We start from the raw sequence: 16,502 nt of genomic DNA, 5'->3' as shown, positions 1-16,502 counted from the left end.
GTGGCTCGTCGACGCCCGCTGGCTGCCGAAAGACAGTTTCAAGCGACCCCTACCCGAACGACGTGGTATGTACGAGGGACTGAAGGGGTTCACCGACTTCTACCCCGCGGAGCTGGCCCCGCGCCGGGAGGTCATCGACACGATCGAGGCGACCGCCCGGGCGTACGGCTTCCGCGAGACGGCGACCCCGGCGCTCGAACCCGCCGAGATGTGGACGGACAAGAGCGGCGAGGACATCGTCGACGAACTCTACGACTTCGAGGACAAGGGCGGCCGCCACGTCACGCTCACGCCCGAACTCACGCCGACGGTCGCGCGGATGGTCGTCGCCAAACAGCAGGCGCTGTCGAAGCCGATCAAGTGGTTCTCGACGCGGCCGTTCTGGCGCTACGAGCAGGTCCAGCAGGGCCGCTACCGCGAGCTCTACCAGACCAACGCCGACATCTTCGGCTCCTCGGAACCCGAAGCGGACGCCGAGGTGCTCGCCTTCGCCGCCGACTCGCTCAGCAACCTCGGCCTCGACGGCTCGGAGTTCGAGTTCCGCGTCTCCCACCGTGACATCCTCGGTGAACTCCTGCGGTCGTTCGACGCCGAGGTCGACACCGCGGCGGCCATCCGCGCGGTCGACAAGCGCGCCAAGGTCGAAGACGAGGAGTACCTCGGCCTGCTCTCCGACGCGGGGCTGTCCTACGAGCAGGCGCGGGAGTTCGACGACCTGCTCGTGGCGGGCGACGACGACCTCTCGGCGCTGACGGACTTCTCGGACAGCGACGACCTCGCCGCGGCCGTCGAGAACCTGGAGAACGTCCTCGCCGCGGCCGAGGACTTCGGCGTCCGGCAGTACTGCGACGTGAGCCTGACGACCGCTCGCGGGCTGGATTATTACACCGGCGTCGTCTTCGAGTGTTTCGACGCCTCTGGCGAGGTGTCCCGCTCCATCTTCGGCGGCGGCCGGTACGACCACCTCATCGAGGAGTTCGGCGGCCAGCCCACGCCCGCCGTCGGCGTCGGCATCGGCGTCATGAACTCGACGCTCCCGCTGCTCCTGCAGGTCCACGACGCCTGGCCCGGCGAGGGGTTCTCGACCGACTACTACGTCCTGCAGGTCGGGGACGTGCGCCCGGTCGCCTCGCGGATCGCCCGCGAGTTGCGCGAGCGCGGCCACGTCGTCGAGACGGACGTCAGCGACCGGTCGTTCGGCGCGCAGATGAACTACGCCGACTCCATCGACGCCGAGACGGTCGTCATCGTCGGCGAGCGCGACCTGGAGAACGACGAGGTGACGATCAAGGACATGGAGAGCGGCGACCAGACGAACGTCCCCGTCGACGAGTTCCCCGGCGAAGTCGAGCGGCCGACCTACGACGACGTCGCCTGAACAGTACGAGTACGCCACCGCGCGGATCCCGTCGACGCGCCCGAACTCCGGGACGTTCCGGGCGAGGTCCCGGCGGGAGTCGAGGACGGACACCGACGACACGCTTTTGGCGTCGTCGACCGGACTCCTCGGCATGGCTGACGGTCGCGAGGCGGTGGTCGACAACGTCACCGAGGTGCTCATGTTTCTGGGCTTCGCAGTGCTGTTCCTCGGCAGTGCTATCGGCGTCGAGGTCGTCACCGTGCTCGGCATCGTGACGTTCTTCGCGGCCATCTTCCTCTCGGACCCCATCGAGGCGCTGCTCCGGTCCGACGGCAGCGACGATGACGACGCGGCGACCGACCCCGTCGACGAACTCCGCCAGCGATACGCTCGCGGCGATATCGACGACGTGGAGTTCGAGGAGCGTCTCGACCGCCTCCTCGAGACCGAGGACGTCGAGGTGGTCGGTGACGTCGAATCGGTCGAGGAACGGGACCGCGATCGGGTGCGGGACCTGGAGTGATGCGCGCCTACCGCGTCGCCTACGACGGCCGGCCGTTCCACGGGTTCCAGCGCCAGCCCGACGTCGCCACCGTCGAGGACGCCGTCTTCGACGCGCTCCGTGATCTGGGTCCGCTCGACGACGATGCCACAAAACCCGAGGGCTACGCCGCCGCCGGTCGCACGGACGCCGGGGTTTCGGCACGGGCGCAGACCGTCGCGTTCGACGCCCCCGAGTGGCTCTCGCCGCGGGCGTTCAACAGCGAGTTGCCCGCGTCGATCCGCGCGTGGGCAAGCGCGGCTGTCCACCCGGATTTTCACGCCACTCACGACGCCGAGCGGCGAGTCTACCGGTATTACCTCTACGCCCCGCCAGCGGGAGACGTCGACCGGTCGGCGGTCGAGGCGGCGCTGGAGCGACTCGCGGGCGAACACGACTTCCACAACCTGACGCCTGACGAGGACGGGACGGTCCGGGATCTTGACGCGTCGGTCGAGGACGAGGGGGACTTTCTGGTGGCTCGACTGGAAGCCGGGGGGTTCGCCCGCCAACTCGTCCGGCGTGTGGTCGGGTTGGCTGTGGAAATCGGGCATGGCGAGTCGGGTCTGTCGAAAGTCGATCGCGTGCTGGACGAGGAACCGCTGGACGGTCCCGAGGGCGTCGCACCGGCGCCGCCGTTCCCGCTCGTCCTCTGGGACGTGGCTTACCCCGGTGTCGAGTTCTCGGTGGACGAGGACGCTGCCGGGAGTGCACGTGAGGTGTTCGGGGCTCGCCACGCCGAGTTCCGGACGATCGGGCAGGTCGCTGGCGTGATCCGTGATTCGCTGGAGTGAGTTGCAATCGTAGAGTGCGGTGAGCGTTGCAAGTCCTCGCCGCGCTCGCTAGCAGTGACTGCAACCGCAGGGAACACTGGGAGTTGAACGCCCTCGGCGCGCTCCTAGCTGGAAGAGTGACCGCAACCGCAGGGAACACTGGGAGATGAACGCCCTCGGCGTGCTCGCGGTCGCTGAGGCGGGATATCCGCGCTCTCCGCACCGCCCGCGCGGATAGTTGCCCGCTCAGGCGACTGAACTGGACGCGAGCCCGCCTCGCCCGTTCAGTCCGCCAGGGACCGCCCCGCGACCGTACCGCACAGCACCGCCGACAGCCACACGCCTCCCCAGCCGATTGCGCTCCGCGCGCCTGCGGCGTGCGGTGCTCATCCCTCGCACGACTATTTCGAGCGGCCCGCCACGAGGCGGGCACGCTCGACAGCGCGCGCCGTTCCGATTGTCCACCAGATCACAGCGCCGGGAACGCTTCTCGTTCCCACACAAGACCTATTCTGGGGGACCGAAATCCCACGCGTATGACCGAGGAAGTCCGCGAGTGGTGGGAGCTGACGGCCCGCTGGTTTCAGGAGGACGCCGATCTCGACGTGGGGGTCAACTGGACGGGGCTGGGGACCGACGACGACCTGACGCTTCTGCTCGACGTGGCCGGCAGGGACGTGCTGGAACTGGGCTGTGGCGGCGGTCAGTGCTCGGTCGCACTCGCCGAACGCGGCGCGTCCGTGACGGGGCTCGATCTGAGCGCCGAACAGCTGGCGTTCGCCCGCGACCTCGCCGGCGAACGCGACGCCGACGTCGAGTTCCTGCAGGGCGACGTGACCGACCTCGGGTTCGCCGACGACAGCTTCGACGTGGCGTTCAACGCCTACGTCTTCCAGTGGGTCGGCGATCTGGCGGCCTGCTTCCGCGAGGCCCACCGGGTGCTGCGCCCGGCGGGCCGGTTCGTCTTCTCGATGCCCCATCCGGTCTACGGTCTGGCCGACGCCGAGTCCCACCGCGTAGAGGGGAGTTACTTCGACACCGGACGGCAGGTGACGCCCCAGGACGACCTCGACGTCGACATGGTGACCTACCGCCACACGGTCAGTGAGGTGCACAACGCACTCGTCGGCGCGGGGTTCCGCGTCGAACGCCTGCTCGAACCCGGTTCCGACGACCCGGACGACTACGAGGAGGGGCCGTGGGGCGAACGGAAACCGGAGCTACTGGCGAAACTGCCGTCGACACTGATCTTCGAGGCGCGCGCTGAGTGACGCCGGGGCTCGCCCCGCCTCCGGCGTCGCGGAAAACCTTTGCTGCCGGCGGCGGCATCCACCGTCGATGCCCTCCAGATTCGACCGCGCGGTCGAGGTCACCTCCGAGTCGCTCTCGCTCGCCTGGGTGCCCGTCGCGGCGACGCTGCTGTCCGGGTCGAAAGTCGCCCGCGCGCTCGCGGCCGACGGCGGTGGCGGCGTCACCTTCCCGTTCCCGAGCGGACTCCCGACGCTGTGGAACTACGTCTCGTTGCCGAGCGGCCCGAGCGGCGTCGGGGTCAGCGGTCCGCTCTCGGTGGCCACGTTCGTTCCGCTCTTCGTCGTCGGGCTGGTCCTCACCTCGGCGCTGGAAGCCGGGTTCCTCGGCGCGCTCGACAGCCGCATCGACGGCGGCCCGCTGGCGTTCGCCGACGGCGTCAAGCAGTTCACCGGCCGCATCGTCGGCGTGAACGTGATCCGGTTCGCGGTGGTCCTCGCGGCGCTCCCCGTCATCGTCCTCCCGCCGCTGGCGATACTGGTCGTGGTGGTTCTCACCTATCTGGTCTACGGGCTTCCCTTCGCGGTGGTCGTCGGCGACCGCGACCTCTCGACGGCGCTCGACTCGACCATCGAATTCGCGAAGTCGGGGAACGAGTACGCGTCGTTCGGCCTCACCCACCTCGTCGCCGGCGCCGTCGGGTCGTACGTTCTCTCGGGCGCCGTGCGGAACCTCGGTGCGTTCGGGATCCTCTTCGGGACGGCGGTCGTGGCGGTCCCCGCGCTCATCGTGAGTACGTACGGTCTGCTGCTCTTCCGCGAGTTCGACCCGGACGCCGGCTGGAGCGAGCCCGCACCCGGTGCCGGCGAGCCGGGACCGTTCGACGCCGGCGACCCGTCGGCGCCCGAGTTCGTCCACAGCCCGCCGGAATCCGATGCGGGCCCGGACGATGACGACGAGGGTCGCGACCGCAACGACCGCGGCGGCAACGGCGACTGAACGACCGCGTCACCCCCATTCTGGTGGCCAGATCTCGGCGGCGCGCATGCCCTCGTCCGAACCGGCGTCCACGAGTGCGTCGCGGACGTCCTCGGGGTCGAGTCGCCCCACGTCGGTCGCGGCGATCTCGCGGACGAACAGCGCGGTCAGCATCGCGTGCTCGCGGAGGTTCCGCCGGTCGGCCTTGTCGCGAGTGTCGGCGCGGGTGTGGGTCCACCCGCGGTCCCACGTCCCTTCGGAGTCGGGCGCCGAACTGTGCAACTGGAGGACCGGCACGCCCTCGCGCAGGAACGGCCAGTGCTCGCTGTAGGGGTGGGGACGCTCCTGCACGGTGACGGGGTGGCCGGCCGCGTCGGCGACTCGGTCGACGAGGTCGGCCATCGCCTCCGAGGCGTGGACGAGCGCGTTCAGGTCACGGTAGCGGCCGGCGCCGTCGACGTTGACGACGGCGTGGACGCCGTCGAGGTCGAGCGCGGCCGCGAGCGCCTCGCTGCCGACCAGTCCCAGTTCCTCGCAGCTCACGCCGGCGATCCGGACCGGCCGATCGAGATCCATCGCGGCGAGGATCCGGGCCATCCCCGCGACGGTCGCGATGCCGCAGCCGTTGTCGAGTGCGCCCTCACCCACGTCGTGGGCGTCGAAGTGGGCGAGGACGACCACCTCGTCCGCAGCGGCGGAGCGGTCGTCCCGGCCGCTCTCGTCCGCGGGGTCGTTCGGGTCGGGACCGACCACGCCGACCACGTTCCGACTGGTCGCGGGCTCGGTGTCGGCGTCGACGCGGACGTGCGCCCGGGCGCCTTCCGCGGCGTACTCGCGGAGCCACTCGCCGGTCTCCCGGCTGACGCCGAGCCCCGGAATGGCGGCCTCGCCGTTGAACCGGAGCGACCCGGTCGGCGGGAGCTGCCCGGGGACGTGGTTGGTGAAGACGAACGCCTCCGCGCCGGCGGCCGCGGCGTGGCCGACCTTCTCGGCGCGGTGATAGGGGCGACCGAAGTCGGGCGGCGTCGCGGTCTTCGTCACCGCGACCGCGCCCGCCACGTCGGCCTCGTCCAGTTCCCGGGGCGTCCCGTAGCCCACGTCGACGAGCGGCGCCTTACCCTCGTAGGCGGGCGAGTACGGCAGCGCCACCGCGTCGAACGACCGCTCGACGCCCCGCTCGGGGACGGCGATCCCGAGTTCCGTCCGCCCGCGCGTCCAGCGGTTGACGTCGAACGATTGCTCGCGGGCGTCCCGGACGCCCGCCCGCTCGAACGCTTCGGCGACCAGTTCGGCGGCGCGACGGTCGCCGGGGTGGCCGCCCAGCCGGTCGTCCAGTTCGGTCAGCCGGGTGAGCAGGTCCCAGCCGTCGTCGGCCAGCCACGCGCGGCCCAGCGCCGCGGCGGTCGCCTCGTCCGCGTCGAAGTCGTCCATGGCGGGCCATCGGGCGCCGCCGGCAAAAACTGTGTAACCGCGCCGGGGTTCGCCGACCGACGCCAGCCACCCGGGATCGACGCCTTCGAATCCAGCTGCTCGGTGGTGTGAGCCGGCAGTTGAAGGCGCTGGAGCCCCAACCCGTCGCATGCGCCTCGTCCAGCTCGCGGTCCCGGAGGAGTCGGTGTCCGCGATCGAGTCCGTCCTCGACGAGGAGGGGCTCGACTACTACTGCACGGACGAGCGGAGCCGCGAGGGGTACGACGTCATCGTCTCCTTCACCGTCGATTCGCCGGACGTCGAGCCGGTACTCGACCGCATCTACGAGGCGGGCTTCGACAGCGACGACCACGGCGTCATCGTGGACATCGAGTCCGACCTCTTCGAGGAGATCGAGCGCGACCAGGGGTCCGAGTCGGAGATCGGCCACCACGCGCGCATCGCCGACGCGGAGCTGCGCGCGGAGGCCGGCAACCAGATCATGGACCCGTACTCCTTCGCGCTGATGACGGTCCTGAGCTCGCTCGTCGCGACGGTCGGGCTGATACTGGACTCGGCGGCGGCTATCATCGGCGCGATGGTCATCGCGCCGCTGCTCGGCCCGGCGCTGAGTTCCACCGTCGGAACCGTCGTCAACGACCAGTCGCTGTTCCGCAAGGGCGTCGCCTACCAGATCGGGGGCGGCCTGCTGGCCGTCGGAAGCGCGACGCTGTTCGCGTGGCTGCTCCGCATCACCCACATCGCCCCTCCCGGTCGGGCCGTCGCCGACACCGCGCAGATCGCCGAGCGGCTCTCGCCGGACATCCTCTCGCTGATCCTCGCGCTCGGCGCGGGCGCCGCCGGCGTGCTGAGCCTCGCGACGCGCACCAAGAGCGCCATCGTCGGCGTGATGATCGCCGCGGCGCTCGTCCCGCCGGCCGCGACGGCTGGCGTCGGCCTCGCGTGGGGCCTGCCGGTCGTCGCCATCGACTCGGGCATCCTCGTGGTCGTGAACCTGCTTGCGATCAACCTCGCCGGGCTGGCCGTGTTCTGGTACCTCGGCTACCGCCCGCCGACGTGGATCGGCCTCGAACGCGCCCGGAGGACGCTGCTGAAGCGGTCGGCCGTCATCGTCCTCGCGCTGCTGGTGATCTCGGTCCCCCTGTTCGTCACGACCACCGCGAAGATCCAGGGATCGCAGCTCGAAGGCCGCATCGAAGGCAGCGTACAGGAGGCGATCGACCGGCCCCGGTACGACGAGGTCAGCGTCAGGAGCGTCCGCGTCGTCAAGGACCCCACGGACGTGACACACCCGCCCGACCACGTGGTCGTCGTCCTCGACATCCCGCCCGGGGAGCACTACGGCAACCTCACCGGCGCGGTCGGCGACGCGGTCACCGACGTCTCCGACCGGGGTCTCGGCATCAAGGTGGAGTACGAACAGGTCGACGAGCCCGACACCGGCGAGGAGATCGCCACGACCGCCGTCGGACAGGGGTGAGAGGAAGCGGGGAATGCACCGAACCCCGCTCGCGGGTCGCGTTCTCATGAAACACTTACGGCGGTCGCTCGCCAACCGGGAGCCATGAGTTCGGTACCGGAACGGAGTGACATCGACGAGGAGTACAAGTGGGAACTCGAGTCCCTGTTCGCCGACGACGACGAGTGGGAGGAGGCGTTCGACGCCGTCCGGGAGCGGCTCGACGAGCTCCGGGCCTTCGAGGGGCGAGCGACGGAGGACCCCGAGACGCTGCAGGAGACGCTCGAGACCTACGAGTCGATCATGCGCGAGGTGGCCAACGTCTCCGCCTACGCCCGGATGCGCAGCGACGAGGACACCGCCGACAGCCACTACCAGGCGCTCTCGTCGCGCTCCCAGTCGCTGTCCTCGGAGGCCTCGAGCGCCGCGAGCTTCCTCGAACCCGAGATCCAGAGCCTCGACCGCGAGACCGTCGAGGAGTACGTCGACGAGAACCCCGATCTGGAGGTCTACGACCACTACTTCGACGACGTGCTGCGGATGAAACCGCACACCCGTTCCGCCGAGATCGAGAACCTGCTCGCCGACCTCGGCGAGGTCCTCGGCTCCACCGGCGAGGTGTACAACATGCTCGCCAACGCCGACATCGAGTTCCCCGCCGTCGACGACCCCGACGGCGAGCCCCGGCGGATCACCCTCAACAACTTCACGACGCTGCAGGAGAACCCCGACCGGGAGTTCCGCCGCGAGGTCTACGAGACGTTCTACGACGAGTGGGAGGACTACCGGAACTCCATCGCCTCGGCCTACAAGAACAGCGTCAAGACCGACGTGAAACTGGCCCGCGCCCGCAACTACGACACCGCCCGCGAGGCCGCCCTCGACGGCCCGAACGTCCCCGTCGAGGTCTACGACACGCTCGTGGACACCGTCGACGAGAACCTCGACGTCCTGCAGCGACACGCCGACCTCAAGCGCCGTTCCATCGACGCCGACGAGCTGAAGATGTGGGACCTATACGTCCCGATGGTCGAGGGCGAGAGCCCCGACGTCGAGTACGACCAGGCCCGCGAGTGGGTCACCGGCGCCGTTGAACCGCTCGGCGAGGAGTACCAGTCCCGACTCGCCGAGGGGCTCGACTCCCGCTGGGTCGACGTCTACGAGACCGAGAACAAGCAGTCGGGGGCCTACTCCGGCGGCACCTACGACTCCCAGCCGTTCATCCTGATGAACTACCAGGACGACGTGGCCTCGATGTACACGCTCGCCCACGAGCTCGGCCACTCGCTGCACTCCGAGTTCACCAGCGAACACCAGCCGTACGTCTACAGCGGCTACGAGATCTTCGTGGCCGAGGTCGCTTCGACCGTCAACGAGACGCTCCTCACGCACCACCTGCTGGACGTCGTCGAGGACGAGACCCTGCGCCGGCACGTCCTCAACCAGTACCTCGAACGGTTCCGCTCGACGCTGTTCCGCCAGACCATGTTCGCGGAGTTCGAACACCGGGCCCACCGGCTCGAAGAGGAGGGCGAGGCGCTCACCGCCGACCGGCTGGACGAGATCTACCGCGATCTGAAAAGCGACTACTACGCGAACGCCGCCGTGGACGACCGCATCGCCCGCGAGTGGATGCGCATCCCGCACTTCTACCGGGCGTTCTACGTCTACCAGTACTCGACCGGTATCTCCGCGGCCGTCGCGCTCGCCGAGGGCATCCTCGAGGAGGGCGAACCGGCCGCCGAGCGCTACCGCGAGTTCCTCTCCAGCGGCTCCCGCGAGTACCCGCTCGAACTGCTTGAGACCGCCGGCGTCGACATGACCACCTCCGACCCGATCCAGTCGGCCATCGACACCTACGACGAGTTCCTCGACGAGTTCGAGGACCTGATCTGAGCGCGGCGGATCTCCGTCAGTCCGCTCTCTGCCTGACGCCCTCGTTTCGACTCGAACGACCCCCGACAGAATTCCTTTCCGCGTCAGCGCCCTACGGGGATCCATGTCGACACCGAACCGACCATCGGCCGACGCCGCGGCGGTCGCCGAGAAGATCGTGATCTCCTACCCCTCCGACCTGAGCACGTGGGGCCGCGACATCGTCGACGGGCGGCCGTTCCGCGCCTACCTGCAGAAGACCCTCGGCGAGGTCGAGGTCGGGCAGGTCACCGAGGAGTTCACCGGCGTGGGCTGCTGCGGCGACACGCTCGACGTGCCGCTCGCGATCGAGTCGATCGAGGGCGGCGCGCGCGTCGACGACTCGACGGCCATCGAGTACACGGTCCGCGACAGTTGCGAGGTGGAGGGCGGCTGGCGCGTCCAGAGCGCCGGCGGGCCGACCCAATGAGAGCGGGTTCGCGCTGCGTTCTCAGGGGAGGTAGCGCACGCTGACGACGCCGGGTTCCGAGCGGATCTCGACGCGCTCGACGCCGATGCGGGCGGCGCGCTCGACGGTCGCCTGATCGTCGCGCACGTCGGCGACGGCGCTCTCCGTCTGCTCCTCGGGGACGGTCAGCACGTGGACTTCGCCGGTGCCGGCGCGCTCGTGGGTAGTGACCTCGCCGACGGGCTGGTCGGCGGCGGTCTCGCGGGCCCGCTCGGTCGGCGGCTCCTCGTGTTCCTCGACGGAAACGGTGAACCGGCGGGTGATCTCCTCGACGGTCCAGACCACGTCCATCGGGGGTTCGGGCGCGAGCGTCCCCTCGATGGCGTCGCCGACGGACAGGTCGGGATTCGACGCCAGCGTGTGGATCTGGCTGTCGCTCACGTCGCGCAACACCGCCGACTCGGCGTCGGCCTCCGTGACGACGAACGTCCCGGTCTTCATGGGTGGCGATACCCGGTCGACCCTCTTGGATGCCGCGGTCCCGGACGGCCGCCCGCCGAGGCCGAGGTCCGGTAACGCCCCAGGCCCCCGAGCGCCCGATCGCAACCGCTTAGGAGCGACGCGGTCGTAGCGCCCCTATCAGATGCAGGGACACGCCCGGGCCGCGCTGGTCGCCGTCGTCGTCGCCGCGCTCCTCGCGGGCTGCGGATCGGCGGTCACGCCGCCCGACGAGGTGGCCGTCGACAGCCCGGACGCCTACGCCGTCGAGGACGTGAACGTCTGGACCTCGGGCACGACGACCGAGTACAGGTCGCAGGTCGTGGTCTCGGGGACGCTCCGCTCGACCGACGCCGCGACGGGCAACGTCTCGATCCCCGAGGTCAGCGTCCGCTTCGCGACGGCCGACGGCGAGACGGCGACCGCGGCGGCGGTGTACGAACTCGACCGCCGACAGACCGCGTTCGAGGATCTGGGCAACGCGACGCTCGCCCCCGACGAAGGGATCCCGATCCGGGCGGTGTTCGACCCCGCTGGGGACGCGACCGTGCGGAACGCGACGATCCGCGTCGCGGCGTGAAGGCCGGATTTCTCCCGTCAGCCGCTCGCCGCGTCAGCGCCGGGTACGCTGGTGGCGAATCGACGGTGGGCGAGAATCATGACGCCAGCGACGACCAGCGGCGGGACGACGCCGATGACCGCGGGCAGGTCGTACAGCAGTGCGACGACCGGGCCGAACGCGCCGGCCGGCGGATCTTGCTGCTGGGCGGGGATACTGATGACGAGCATCACGTACAGCGCGGCGAGGAAGCCGTAGCCCGCCAGCGCCAGCGCGCGGTCGTAGCGCGCGTCCGAGCCGGTCCGGCGGTGTCGCCGGGCGACGAGCAACACGGGCGCGACCAGCGGCGCGACGACCAGCAGCATGAGGAAGAGGAAGAAGGCCCGCGAGAAGGTAAAGGAGCCGCCGGGGACCGACGCCGTGCTCCCGAGTAGCGTCACGACAGCGAAGGCGAACAGCAGCACGACGACGGCCGTACACAGCCCGCCGAGTACCGCGTACGAGCGGAACACGCGCGAGTCGCTCGCCCGGAACGCGTAGGGGAAGGCGGTGAGGAGCCCCCGATACGTGCGCTCGTCGGCCGATCCGTCGCTCATCTGCCTGCTCGTTCGCACCCGCTGGGAATAAAGCACCCGTTCGCTCCCGGGAGCGTATCGGCCGCCTCGAAAAGGACTATCCCCCGGCCGGGAGAGCATCCGGACATGCGAGTCGACATCGGGAACGCGCTGGCGAGCGAGGCCGACCCCGGAATCGGAGGGGAGGCCCTCGACGACCTCGACGAGCGCGTCGCCGACGCCCACGACCGGATCGCCCGCGGGATGGCCGACGACGAGTTCGGCTACGCCGCGCTGAACCTGCCCGAGCGCACCGACGCCGATGCCATCGAGGCCGCTGTAGACGGCTTCGACCCCGACGCGGTTCTCACGGTCGGTATCGGCGGAAGCGCGCTGGGCGCCGTCACGATCACCGAGGCGCTCGCGGGCGACTCGCCGGTCGACCACTACGCGCTGGACAACGTCGACCCGGCGCACGTGAACCGCCTGCTCGACGAGTTGCCCCTCGACGAGACGGTCGTCCACGTCGTCTCCCGCTCGGGGACGACCGCCGAGACGCTCGCCAACTTCCTCGTCGTCCGCGAGGCGATGGACGCGGCGGGCGTCGACTGGACCGAGCAAACCGTCGTCACCACCGGCGAGTCCGGCCCGCTCCGCGAACTCGCCGAGACCGAGGGACTGCCCGCGCTCGACGTGCCCGAGGGCGTCCCCGGTCGGTTCTCCGCGCTCTCGACGGTCGGACTCGTTCCCGCTGCCATCATGGGCGTGGATCTGGAAGGCCTGCTGGCGGGCGGTCGCGCGGGTGCCGACGCGCTCGCGGGCTCGCTGTACGACTGCCCGGCCTACGCCTACGGCGCCGTGGCCTACGCGCTCGACCAGCGCGGCGCGAGCGTCAACGCGATGGTGCCCTACGCCGAGGGGCTGGAGTCGTTCGCCGAGTGGTTCGCCCAGCTGTGGGCCGAGAGCCTCGGGAAGGACGGCGGCGGCCAGACGCCCGCCCGCGCGCTCGGCGCGACCGACCAGCACTCCCAGCTCCAGCTCTACCGCGCCGGCCCGCGTGACAAGCTCGTTACCCTCGTCCGCCCCGCAGCGCGGCCCGACTGTCCGATCCCCGAGACCGACGTTGCGGACCTCGAATACCTCGGCGGTCAGGACCTGGGGACGCTGCTCGACGCGGAGTTCGAGGCGACCGAGGCCAGTCTCGCCGCCGCCGAGCGCCCGTCGGTCCGGATCGAACTCGACGCGATGGACGCCGAGAGCGTCGGCCGCCTCCTCTTCGATATGGAGGCCGCCTGCGTCCTCGCGGGCGAACTCTACGGCGTCGAGACGTTCACCCAGCCCGCCGTCGAGTGGGGGAAGAAGGCCGCGCGCGGCCTGCTCGGCGGCGGCGAGTTCGAGGAAGCCGAGGCCGTCCGCGAGAAGACGGAACTGGTCGTCGAGTAGCGCGGTCCACGCTGGCGTGGCCGGGCGACGGGACCGGTGCAGTGAAACGGACGGGCCGCGAACTCGCTGTCGATCAGATGGCCTCCGAGTACTACCGCGCCGCCGACCTGGAGACGCGCGTCGAGAGTCTGGTCCACTCGGTGGCGCTCGTCGTCGCCGCGTTCACCTTCGGAACGCTGTTTCTCCTCACCAGCGCCTCCGTCCTCCGGGCGTTCGGGTTCGAGGTCGAGACCATGGCCGCCCTGCCGCCGCTCCAGTACGCCGCGCTCACGGCTACCCAGTTCGTCGGCTTTTTCGCCGTCATCGGATTTTACGTCAGGTTCCACCGCGGCGGTGAACTGTTCTCGATCGAGGTGCCGTCCCTGCGGGCGCTGCTGTGGATCGTCGGCGGCTTCGTCGGCCTGTTCGCCGCCGCAACGGTGCTCTCGGCGGTCTTCCAGGCCATCGGCGCCGACACGGCGGTCAACCAGGTCTCCAAGCAGATCAGCGACCACCCGGCGCTGGTCTTCTACATGATCCCCATCACCTTCCTGTTCGTCGCGCCCGCGGAGGAACTGCTGTATCGGGGTCTCGTCCAGGGGCTGTTCCGCCGGGCGTACGGCGTCGTCCCCGCCGTCGTGCTTTCGAGCCTGCTCTTCGGCGCGCCCCACTACTTCGCGCTGCTCGGGCCCGGCGACACGAAACTGCCGACCATCGTCCTCATCACCGTCCTCGGCCTCGTCCTCGGGACCCTCTACGAACTGACGGACAACCTCGCCGTGCCCATCGTCGTCCACGCCTGCTGGAACACGTTCAGCTTCATGAGTCAGTACGCCGACGCGACCGGGATGCTGTGATCGGTCCGCAAACCTGTCGGACGACTGTCTGACGGGTTATTAAGCCAGTTGTCGGGAAACTCGGTGCTATGCCGACCCGCTACACGGTCGTCTGTGACGACGACCGCGCCCGGGAAATCAAGGCGATCGCCCGGCAGTACGACCTCACGGAAGAGGAAGTGCTCCGGCAGCTCGTCGACGCCGGGCTCGAACACCTCGAAGAGCACGCACCGTAGCGGGTGGGAGTGGGACGACACCGAACTCACGGAACGACCCCGCAGCGGCGCTTCGGTGGCCGACGAGCGGTGGCAGTCGAGACAGCGGCGACGGCTTCGGAGCGGGGTCCGTCGCCGGCACAGAATCAGGCGCTAGAGGGGTTCTTGCGCGAGAGTTCGCTCCCGCAGATCGGACAGCGGTCGTGGTTCTCGTCGAACTCGCGGCCGCAACCGGCGCACTGGAACTGCCAGTCCCGTTGCTCGCTAATGCCCTCGCGGGCGATGAGTTCGACGGCGACCTCCAGCTTCTCGGCGACGTTCTGCATGGCGTAGTCGTCGGTGACGAGGTGGCCGTCGAGTTCGAAGGCGGCGGCGACGAGGCGGATGTCGGTCTCTGAGAGGGTGTCGAGGTCGCCCGTCTCGCGGGCGGCGCGCTCGATGCGTTCGACGGTCTCCTCGTCGGGGATGTGGATGTGCATGCCCGAACCTTCCATGGCGTCGTAGCGGTAGGCGCTCTCGTCTTCGAGCTCCTCCCGCACCATGGGGACCGTCGCCTGCTGCTCGGTCGTGTGATACTCGTTGATAAAAGCCGAGGCGTCGAGGACGTACATTTAACGCTGGACGATCATCTGGTCTTTGACTGCCTGGACGCGATCGACCGGGACGAGGAGGTGTCCTTCCTCGTCGACCTCGAACTGCGAGTTGTCGAGGTGTTCGTTAGGCTCGATGATGAGGTTCTGGAGTCGACCAGTCTCGAGATCCATCGTGATGTTGTACAGCATGCCCATCTCGGCGCCGTCGGTTCCGGTGACGGCCTTGCCGGAGAGGTTCTCGGCGAGTATCTCGGCCATGCTCCCGACTACCGAGTCAGTCCCCATAAACGCCACGGGCGCGTCTGACACCTGCGTGACGGTGCGCGGCCGAGACGATCGCTCGCAGCGAACTATCCGGGCCCGATCGGCCCCGCGGGATCACCGGGACTAAAGTCGTCGTCCCGCAACGGACCCTCCATGGATCGCCGAGGATTCCTTCGGGTGGGTGCCGCGGCGTTCGCGGCGAACGTCGCTGGCTGTACGTTGGGGACGGGCGACGGGACGCAGGCCGATGCTGGCGACCCGTCGCCGACGCCGACCGAGACGCCGACTCCCGAACCGACGCCGACCGCCACGCCGACCCCCGAACCGACGCCGACCAGCGCGGACCCCGCGGACGCCGCACAGGTCGTCGCCGTCGCCGACGGCGAGCGCACGTTCGACCCCAAAGTCTTCGAAATCGAACGGGGCGAGACCGTCGTCTGGGTGTGGCACAACAGCGGTCACAACGTCCGCGCGACGGCGCGGCCCCGCGGGTCGGACTTCACGGGGACGGCCGGCGGCGACGAAGACCTCTACGGCGAGGGCCACACGTTCTCGCACACCTTCGATGTCGCCGGCGACTACGAGTACCGCTGCTATCCCCACCGCAACATCGACATGACCGGGTCGTTCACCGTCGTCGAGTAAGCGTCCGAACGGGCGATCAGCGTGGATTTATCCGCAGTCAGACCGAAATCTCGGCATGAACCGACGACACGTGCTCCGGGCCGGCGCCGCGGGGCTCGCGGCGGCTATCGCCGGGTGCGGCGAGGGTGACGGGACCGAGACCGAGGCGCCGCAGGACGGCGGGGGTGGCCAGTCGACGCCCACTGCGAGTGCTCCCCCGGCCGACGGGTCCGAGACGACGGCTCCGCCCGCCGAGACGTCCGAACCCGAACCGACACCGGCGGGGGACACGGGGACGCCGACCCCGGAGGCGACGCCCACTGCGACGACCTCGCCGACCGCGACGGCCGCGCCGACCGCCACCGCTACGGCGACGCCCCGGGACGCCGCACAGGTCGTCGCCGTCGCAGACGGTGCGCTCGCGTTCGCCCCCGACTCCTTCGAGATCAGCACTGGCGAGACGGTCGTCTGGGTCTGGCACAGCAACGGGCACAACGTCCGCCCCGCGTCGACGCCCAGCAACTCGGAGTTCTCGGGGACCGAGGGCGGCGAGGACACGCTCTACGACGAGGGCCACACGCTCTCGCACACCTTCGAGGTCGCCGGCGAGTACGAGTACTACTGCGATCCCCACCGGAGCGCGGGGATGACCGGATCGTTCACGGTCACCGAGTGACCGCTCGCGGAGCGACCACTGGGGCTGAGCGGCGGGGCAGTTCTCGGTCACGCGCGCTACAGCAGTTCCGGCCGCGCGCGGCGCGGGTGCGCGGAGATGAATGCACTTATCCCGCGCGGAGGGCTGATCTCACACAACCGGCCCTTCT

General features: G+C 69.7%; 19 protein-coding genes. 14 read left to right on the top strand and 5 right to left on the bottom strand.

The features are described from left to right. The first annotated feature begins 67 nt into the window (after positions 1 to 67). The 5 genes from hisS to AB2U09_RS03090 all read left to right on the top strand — a co-directional run bounded on the left by hisS (position 68) and on the right by AB2U09_RS03090 (position 4,921). Positions 68 to 1,378 (top strand): histidine--tRNA ligase, encoded by a 1,311-nt coding sequence (hisS, locus tag AB2U09_RS03110; protein WP_459191228.1) that lies wholly within the window; start codon positions 68 to 70, stop codon positions 1,376 to 1,378. 133 nt (positions 1,379 to 1,511) lie between these two features. Next, positions 1,512 to 1,883 (top strand): SHOCT domain-containing protein, encoded by a 372-nt coding sequence (locus AB2U09_RS03105; RefSeq protein WP_459191227.1) that lies wholly within the window; start codon positions 1,512 to 1,514, stop codon positions 1,881 to 1,883. After that, on the top strand, positions 1,883 to 2,695 hold the full coding sequence (truA, locus tag AB2U09_RS03100; RefSeq protein WP_459191226.1) for a tRNA pseudouridine(38-40) synthase TruA: 813 nt from the start codon (positions 1,883 to 1,885) through the stop codon (positions 2,693 to 2,695). Before AB2U09_RS03105 ends, truA begins: the two co-directional genes overlap by 1 nt. Positions 2,696 to 3,210: 515 nt before the next feature. Continuing rightward, complete coding sequence (locus tag AB2U09_RS03095) at positions 3,211 to 3,945, top strand: class I SAM-dependent methyltransferase (protein ID WP_459191225.1); 735 nt, start codon at positions 3,211 to 3,213, stop codon at positions 3,943 to 3,945. A 67-nt stretch (positions 3,946 to 4,012) separates the two neighbouring features. After that, positions 4,013 to 4,921: a hypothetical protein gene (locus AB2U09_RS03090; RefSeq protein WP_459191224.1), complete on the top strand. Its 909-nt coding sequence runs from the start codon at positions 4,013 to 4,015 to the stop codon at positions 4,919 to 4,921. Positions 4,922 to 4,930: 9 nt separating this feature from the next. On the opposite strand, the gene AB2U09_RS03085 is transcribed toward AB2U09_RS03090, so the two are convergent. Further along, entirely contained in the window at positions 4,931 to 6,331 is a 1,401-nt protein-coding gene (locus tag AB2U09_RS03085) for a M28 family peptidase (RefSeq protein WP_459191223.1), read from the bottom strand. Between the two features lie 148 nt (positions 6,332 to 6,479). Between AB2U09_RS03085 and AB2U09_RS03080 the strand changes: the two genes are divergently transcribed. From AB2U09_RS03080 to AB2U09_RS03070, 3 genes are all read left to right on the top strand, one after another. Beyond that, positions 6,480 to 7,811 carry a TIGR00341 family protein gene (locus tag AB2U09_RS03080; RefSeq protein ID WP_459191222.1) on the top strand — a complete coding sequence of 444 codons (1,332 nt, stop codon included), beginning with the start codon at positions 6,480 to 6,482 and terminating at the stop codon, positions 7,809 to 7,811. Positions 7,812 to 7,895: 84 nt separating this feature from the next. After that, entirely contained in the window at positions 7,896 to 9,686 is a 1,791-nt protein-coding gene (gene pepF, locus AB2U09_RS03075) for an oligoendopeptidase F (RefSeq protein ID WP_459191221.1), read from the top strand. 103 nt (positions 9,687 to 9,789) lie between these two features. Next, positions 9,790 to 10,134 carry a DUF7968 family protein gene (locus AB2U09_RS03070; protein WP_459191220.1) on the top strand — a complete coding sequence of 115 codons (345 nt, stop codon included), beginning with the start codon at positions 9,790 to 9,792 and terminating at the stop codon, positions 10,132 to 10,134. 21 nt (positions 10,135 to 10,155) lie between these two features. On the opposite strand, the gene AB2U09_RS03065 is transcribed toward AB2U09_RS03070, so the two are convergent. Then, positions 10,156 to 10,614: a DUF5812 family protein gene (locus AB2U09_RS03065; protein WP_459191219.1), complete on the bottom strand. Its 459-nt coding sequence runs from the start codon at positions 10,612 to 10,614 to the stop codon at positions 10,156 to 10,158. A gap of 142 nt (positions 10,615 to 10,756) precedes the next feature. Here AB2U09_RS03065 and AB2U09_RS03060 point away from each other — a divergent pair, with 142 nt between their 5' ends. Continuing rightward, positions 10,757 to 11,191 carry a hypothetical protein gene (locus AB2U09_RS03060; protein ID WP_459191218.1) on the top strand — a complete coding sequence of 145 codons (435 nt, stop codon included), beginning with the start codon at positions 10,757 to 10,759 and terminating at the stop codon, positions 11,189 to 11,191. A 17-nt stretch (positions 11,192 to 11,208) separates the two neighbouring features. Here the strand turns inward: AB2U09_RS03060 and AB2U09_RS03055 are convergent, their stop codons facing one another. Continuing rightward, positions 11,209 to 11,766 (bottom strand): DUF8056 family protein, encoded by a 558-nt coding sequence (locus tag AB2U09_RS03055; protein WP_459191217.1) that lies wholly within the window; start codon positions 11,764 to 11,766, stop codon positions 11,209 to 11,211. A gap of 105 nt (positions 11,767 to 11,871) precedes the next feature. Here AB2U09_RS03055 and AB2U09_RS03050 point away from each other — a divergent pair, with 105 nt between their 5' ends. From AB2U09_RS03050 to AB2U09_RS03040, 3 genes are all read left to right on the top strand, one after another. Continuing rightward, positions 11,872 to 13,167, top strand: coding sequence for a phosphoglucose isomerase-related protein (locus AB2U09_RS03050; protein ID WP_459191216.1), 1,296 nt, complete (start codon positions 11,872 to 11,874; stop codon positions 13,165 to 13,167). A gap of 41 nt (positions 13,168 to 13,208) precedes the next feature. Then, positions 13,209 to 14,003 carry a CPBP family intramembrane glutamic endopeptidase gene (locus AB2U09_RS03045; protein ID WP_459191215.1) on the top strand — a complete coding sequence of 265 codons (795 nt, stop codon included), beginning with the start codon at positions 13,209 to 13,211 and terminating at the stop codon, positions 14,001 to 14,003. 68 nt (positions 14,004 to 14,071) lie between these two features. Then, a complete protein-coding gene (locus tag AB2U09_RS03040; RefSeq protein ID WP_459191214.1) occupies positions 14,072 to 14,218 on the top strand; it encodes a CopG family transcriptional regulator in 147 nt (48 codons plus the stop codon). A 125-nt stretch (positions 14,219 to 14,343) separates the two neighbouring features. On the opposite strand, the gene AB2U09_RS03035 is transcribed toward AB2U09_RS03040, so the two are convergent. Together AB2U09_RS03035 and AB2U09_RS03030 are read right to left on the bottom strand one after the other, a co-directional pair. Continuing rightward, positions 14,344 to 14,808, bottom strand: a complete 465-nt coding sequence (locus AB2U09_RS03035; protein ID WP_459191213.1) for an NOB1 family endonuclease — start codon at positions 14,806 to 14,808, stop codon at positions 14,344 to 14,346. Next, positions 14,809 to 15,048, bottom strand: a complete 240-nt coding sequence (locus AB2U09_RS03030; protein ID WP_459191212.1) for a PRC-barrel domain-containing protein — start codon at positions 15,046 to 15,048, stop codon at positions 14,809 to 14,811. It lies immediately after the preceding gene. Positions 15,049 to 15,207: 159 nt separating this feature from the next. Here AB2U09_RS03030 and AB2U09_RS03025 point away from each other — a divergent pair, with 159 nt between their 5' ends. Next, positions 15,208 to 15,699, top strand: coding sequence for a cupredoxin domain-containing protein (locus AB2U09_RS03025; protein ID WP_459191211.1), 492 nt, complete (start codon positions 15,208 to 15,210; stop codon positions 15,697 to 15,699). A 55-nt stretch (positions 15,700 to 15,754) separates the two neighbouring features. Beyond that, positions 15,755 to 16,354 carry a plastocyanin/azurin family copper-binding protein gene (locus AB2U09_RS03020; protein ID WP_459191210.1) on the top strand — a complete coding sequence of 200 codons (600 nt, stop codon included), beginning with the start codon at positions 15,755 to 15,757 and terminating at the stop codon, positions 16,352 to 16,354. Positions 16,355 to 16,502: the final 148 nt, after the last annotated feature.

The organism is Halosimplex yunnanense (genome assembly GCF_054504345.1).
Note: the sequence above shows the minus strand (reverse complement) of the source record. Positions and strands in the feature narration are given on the sequence as shown.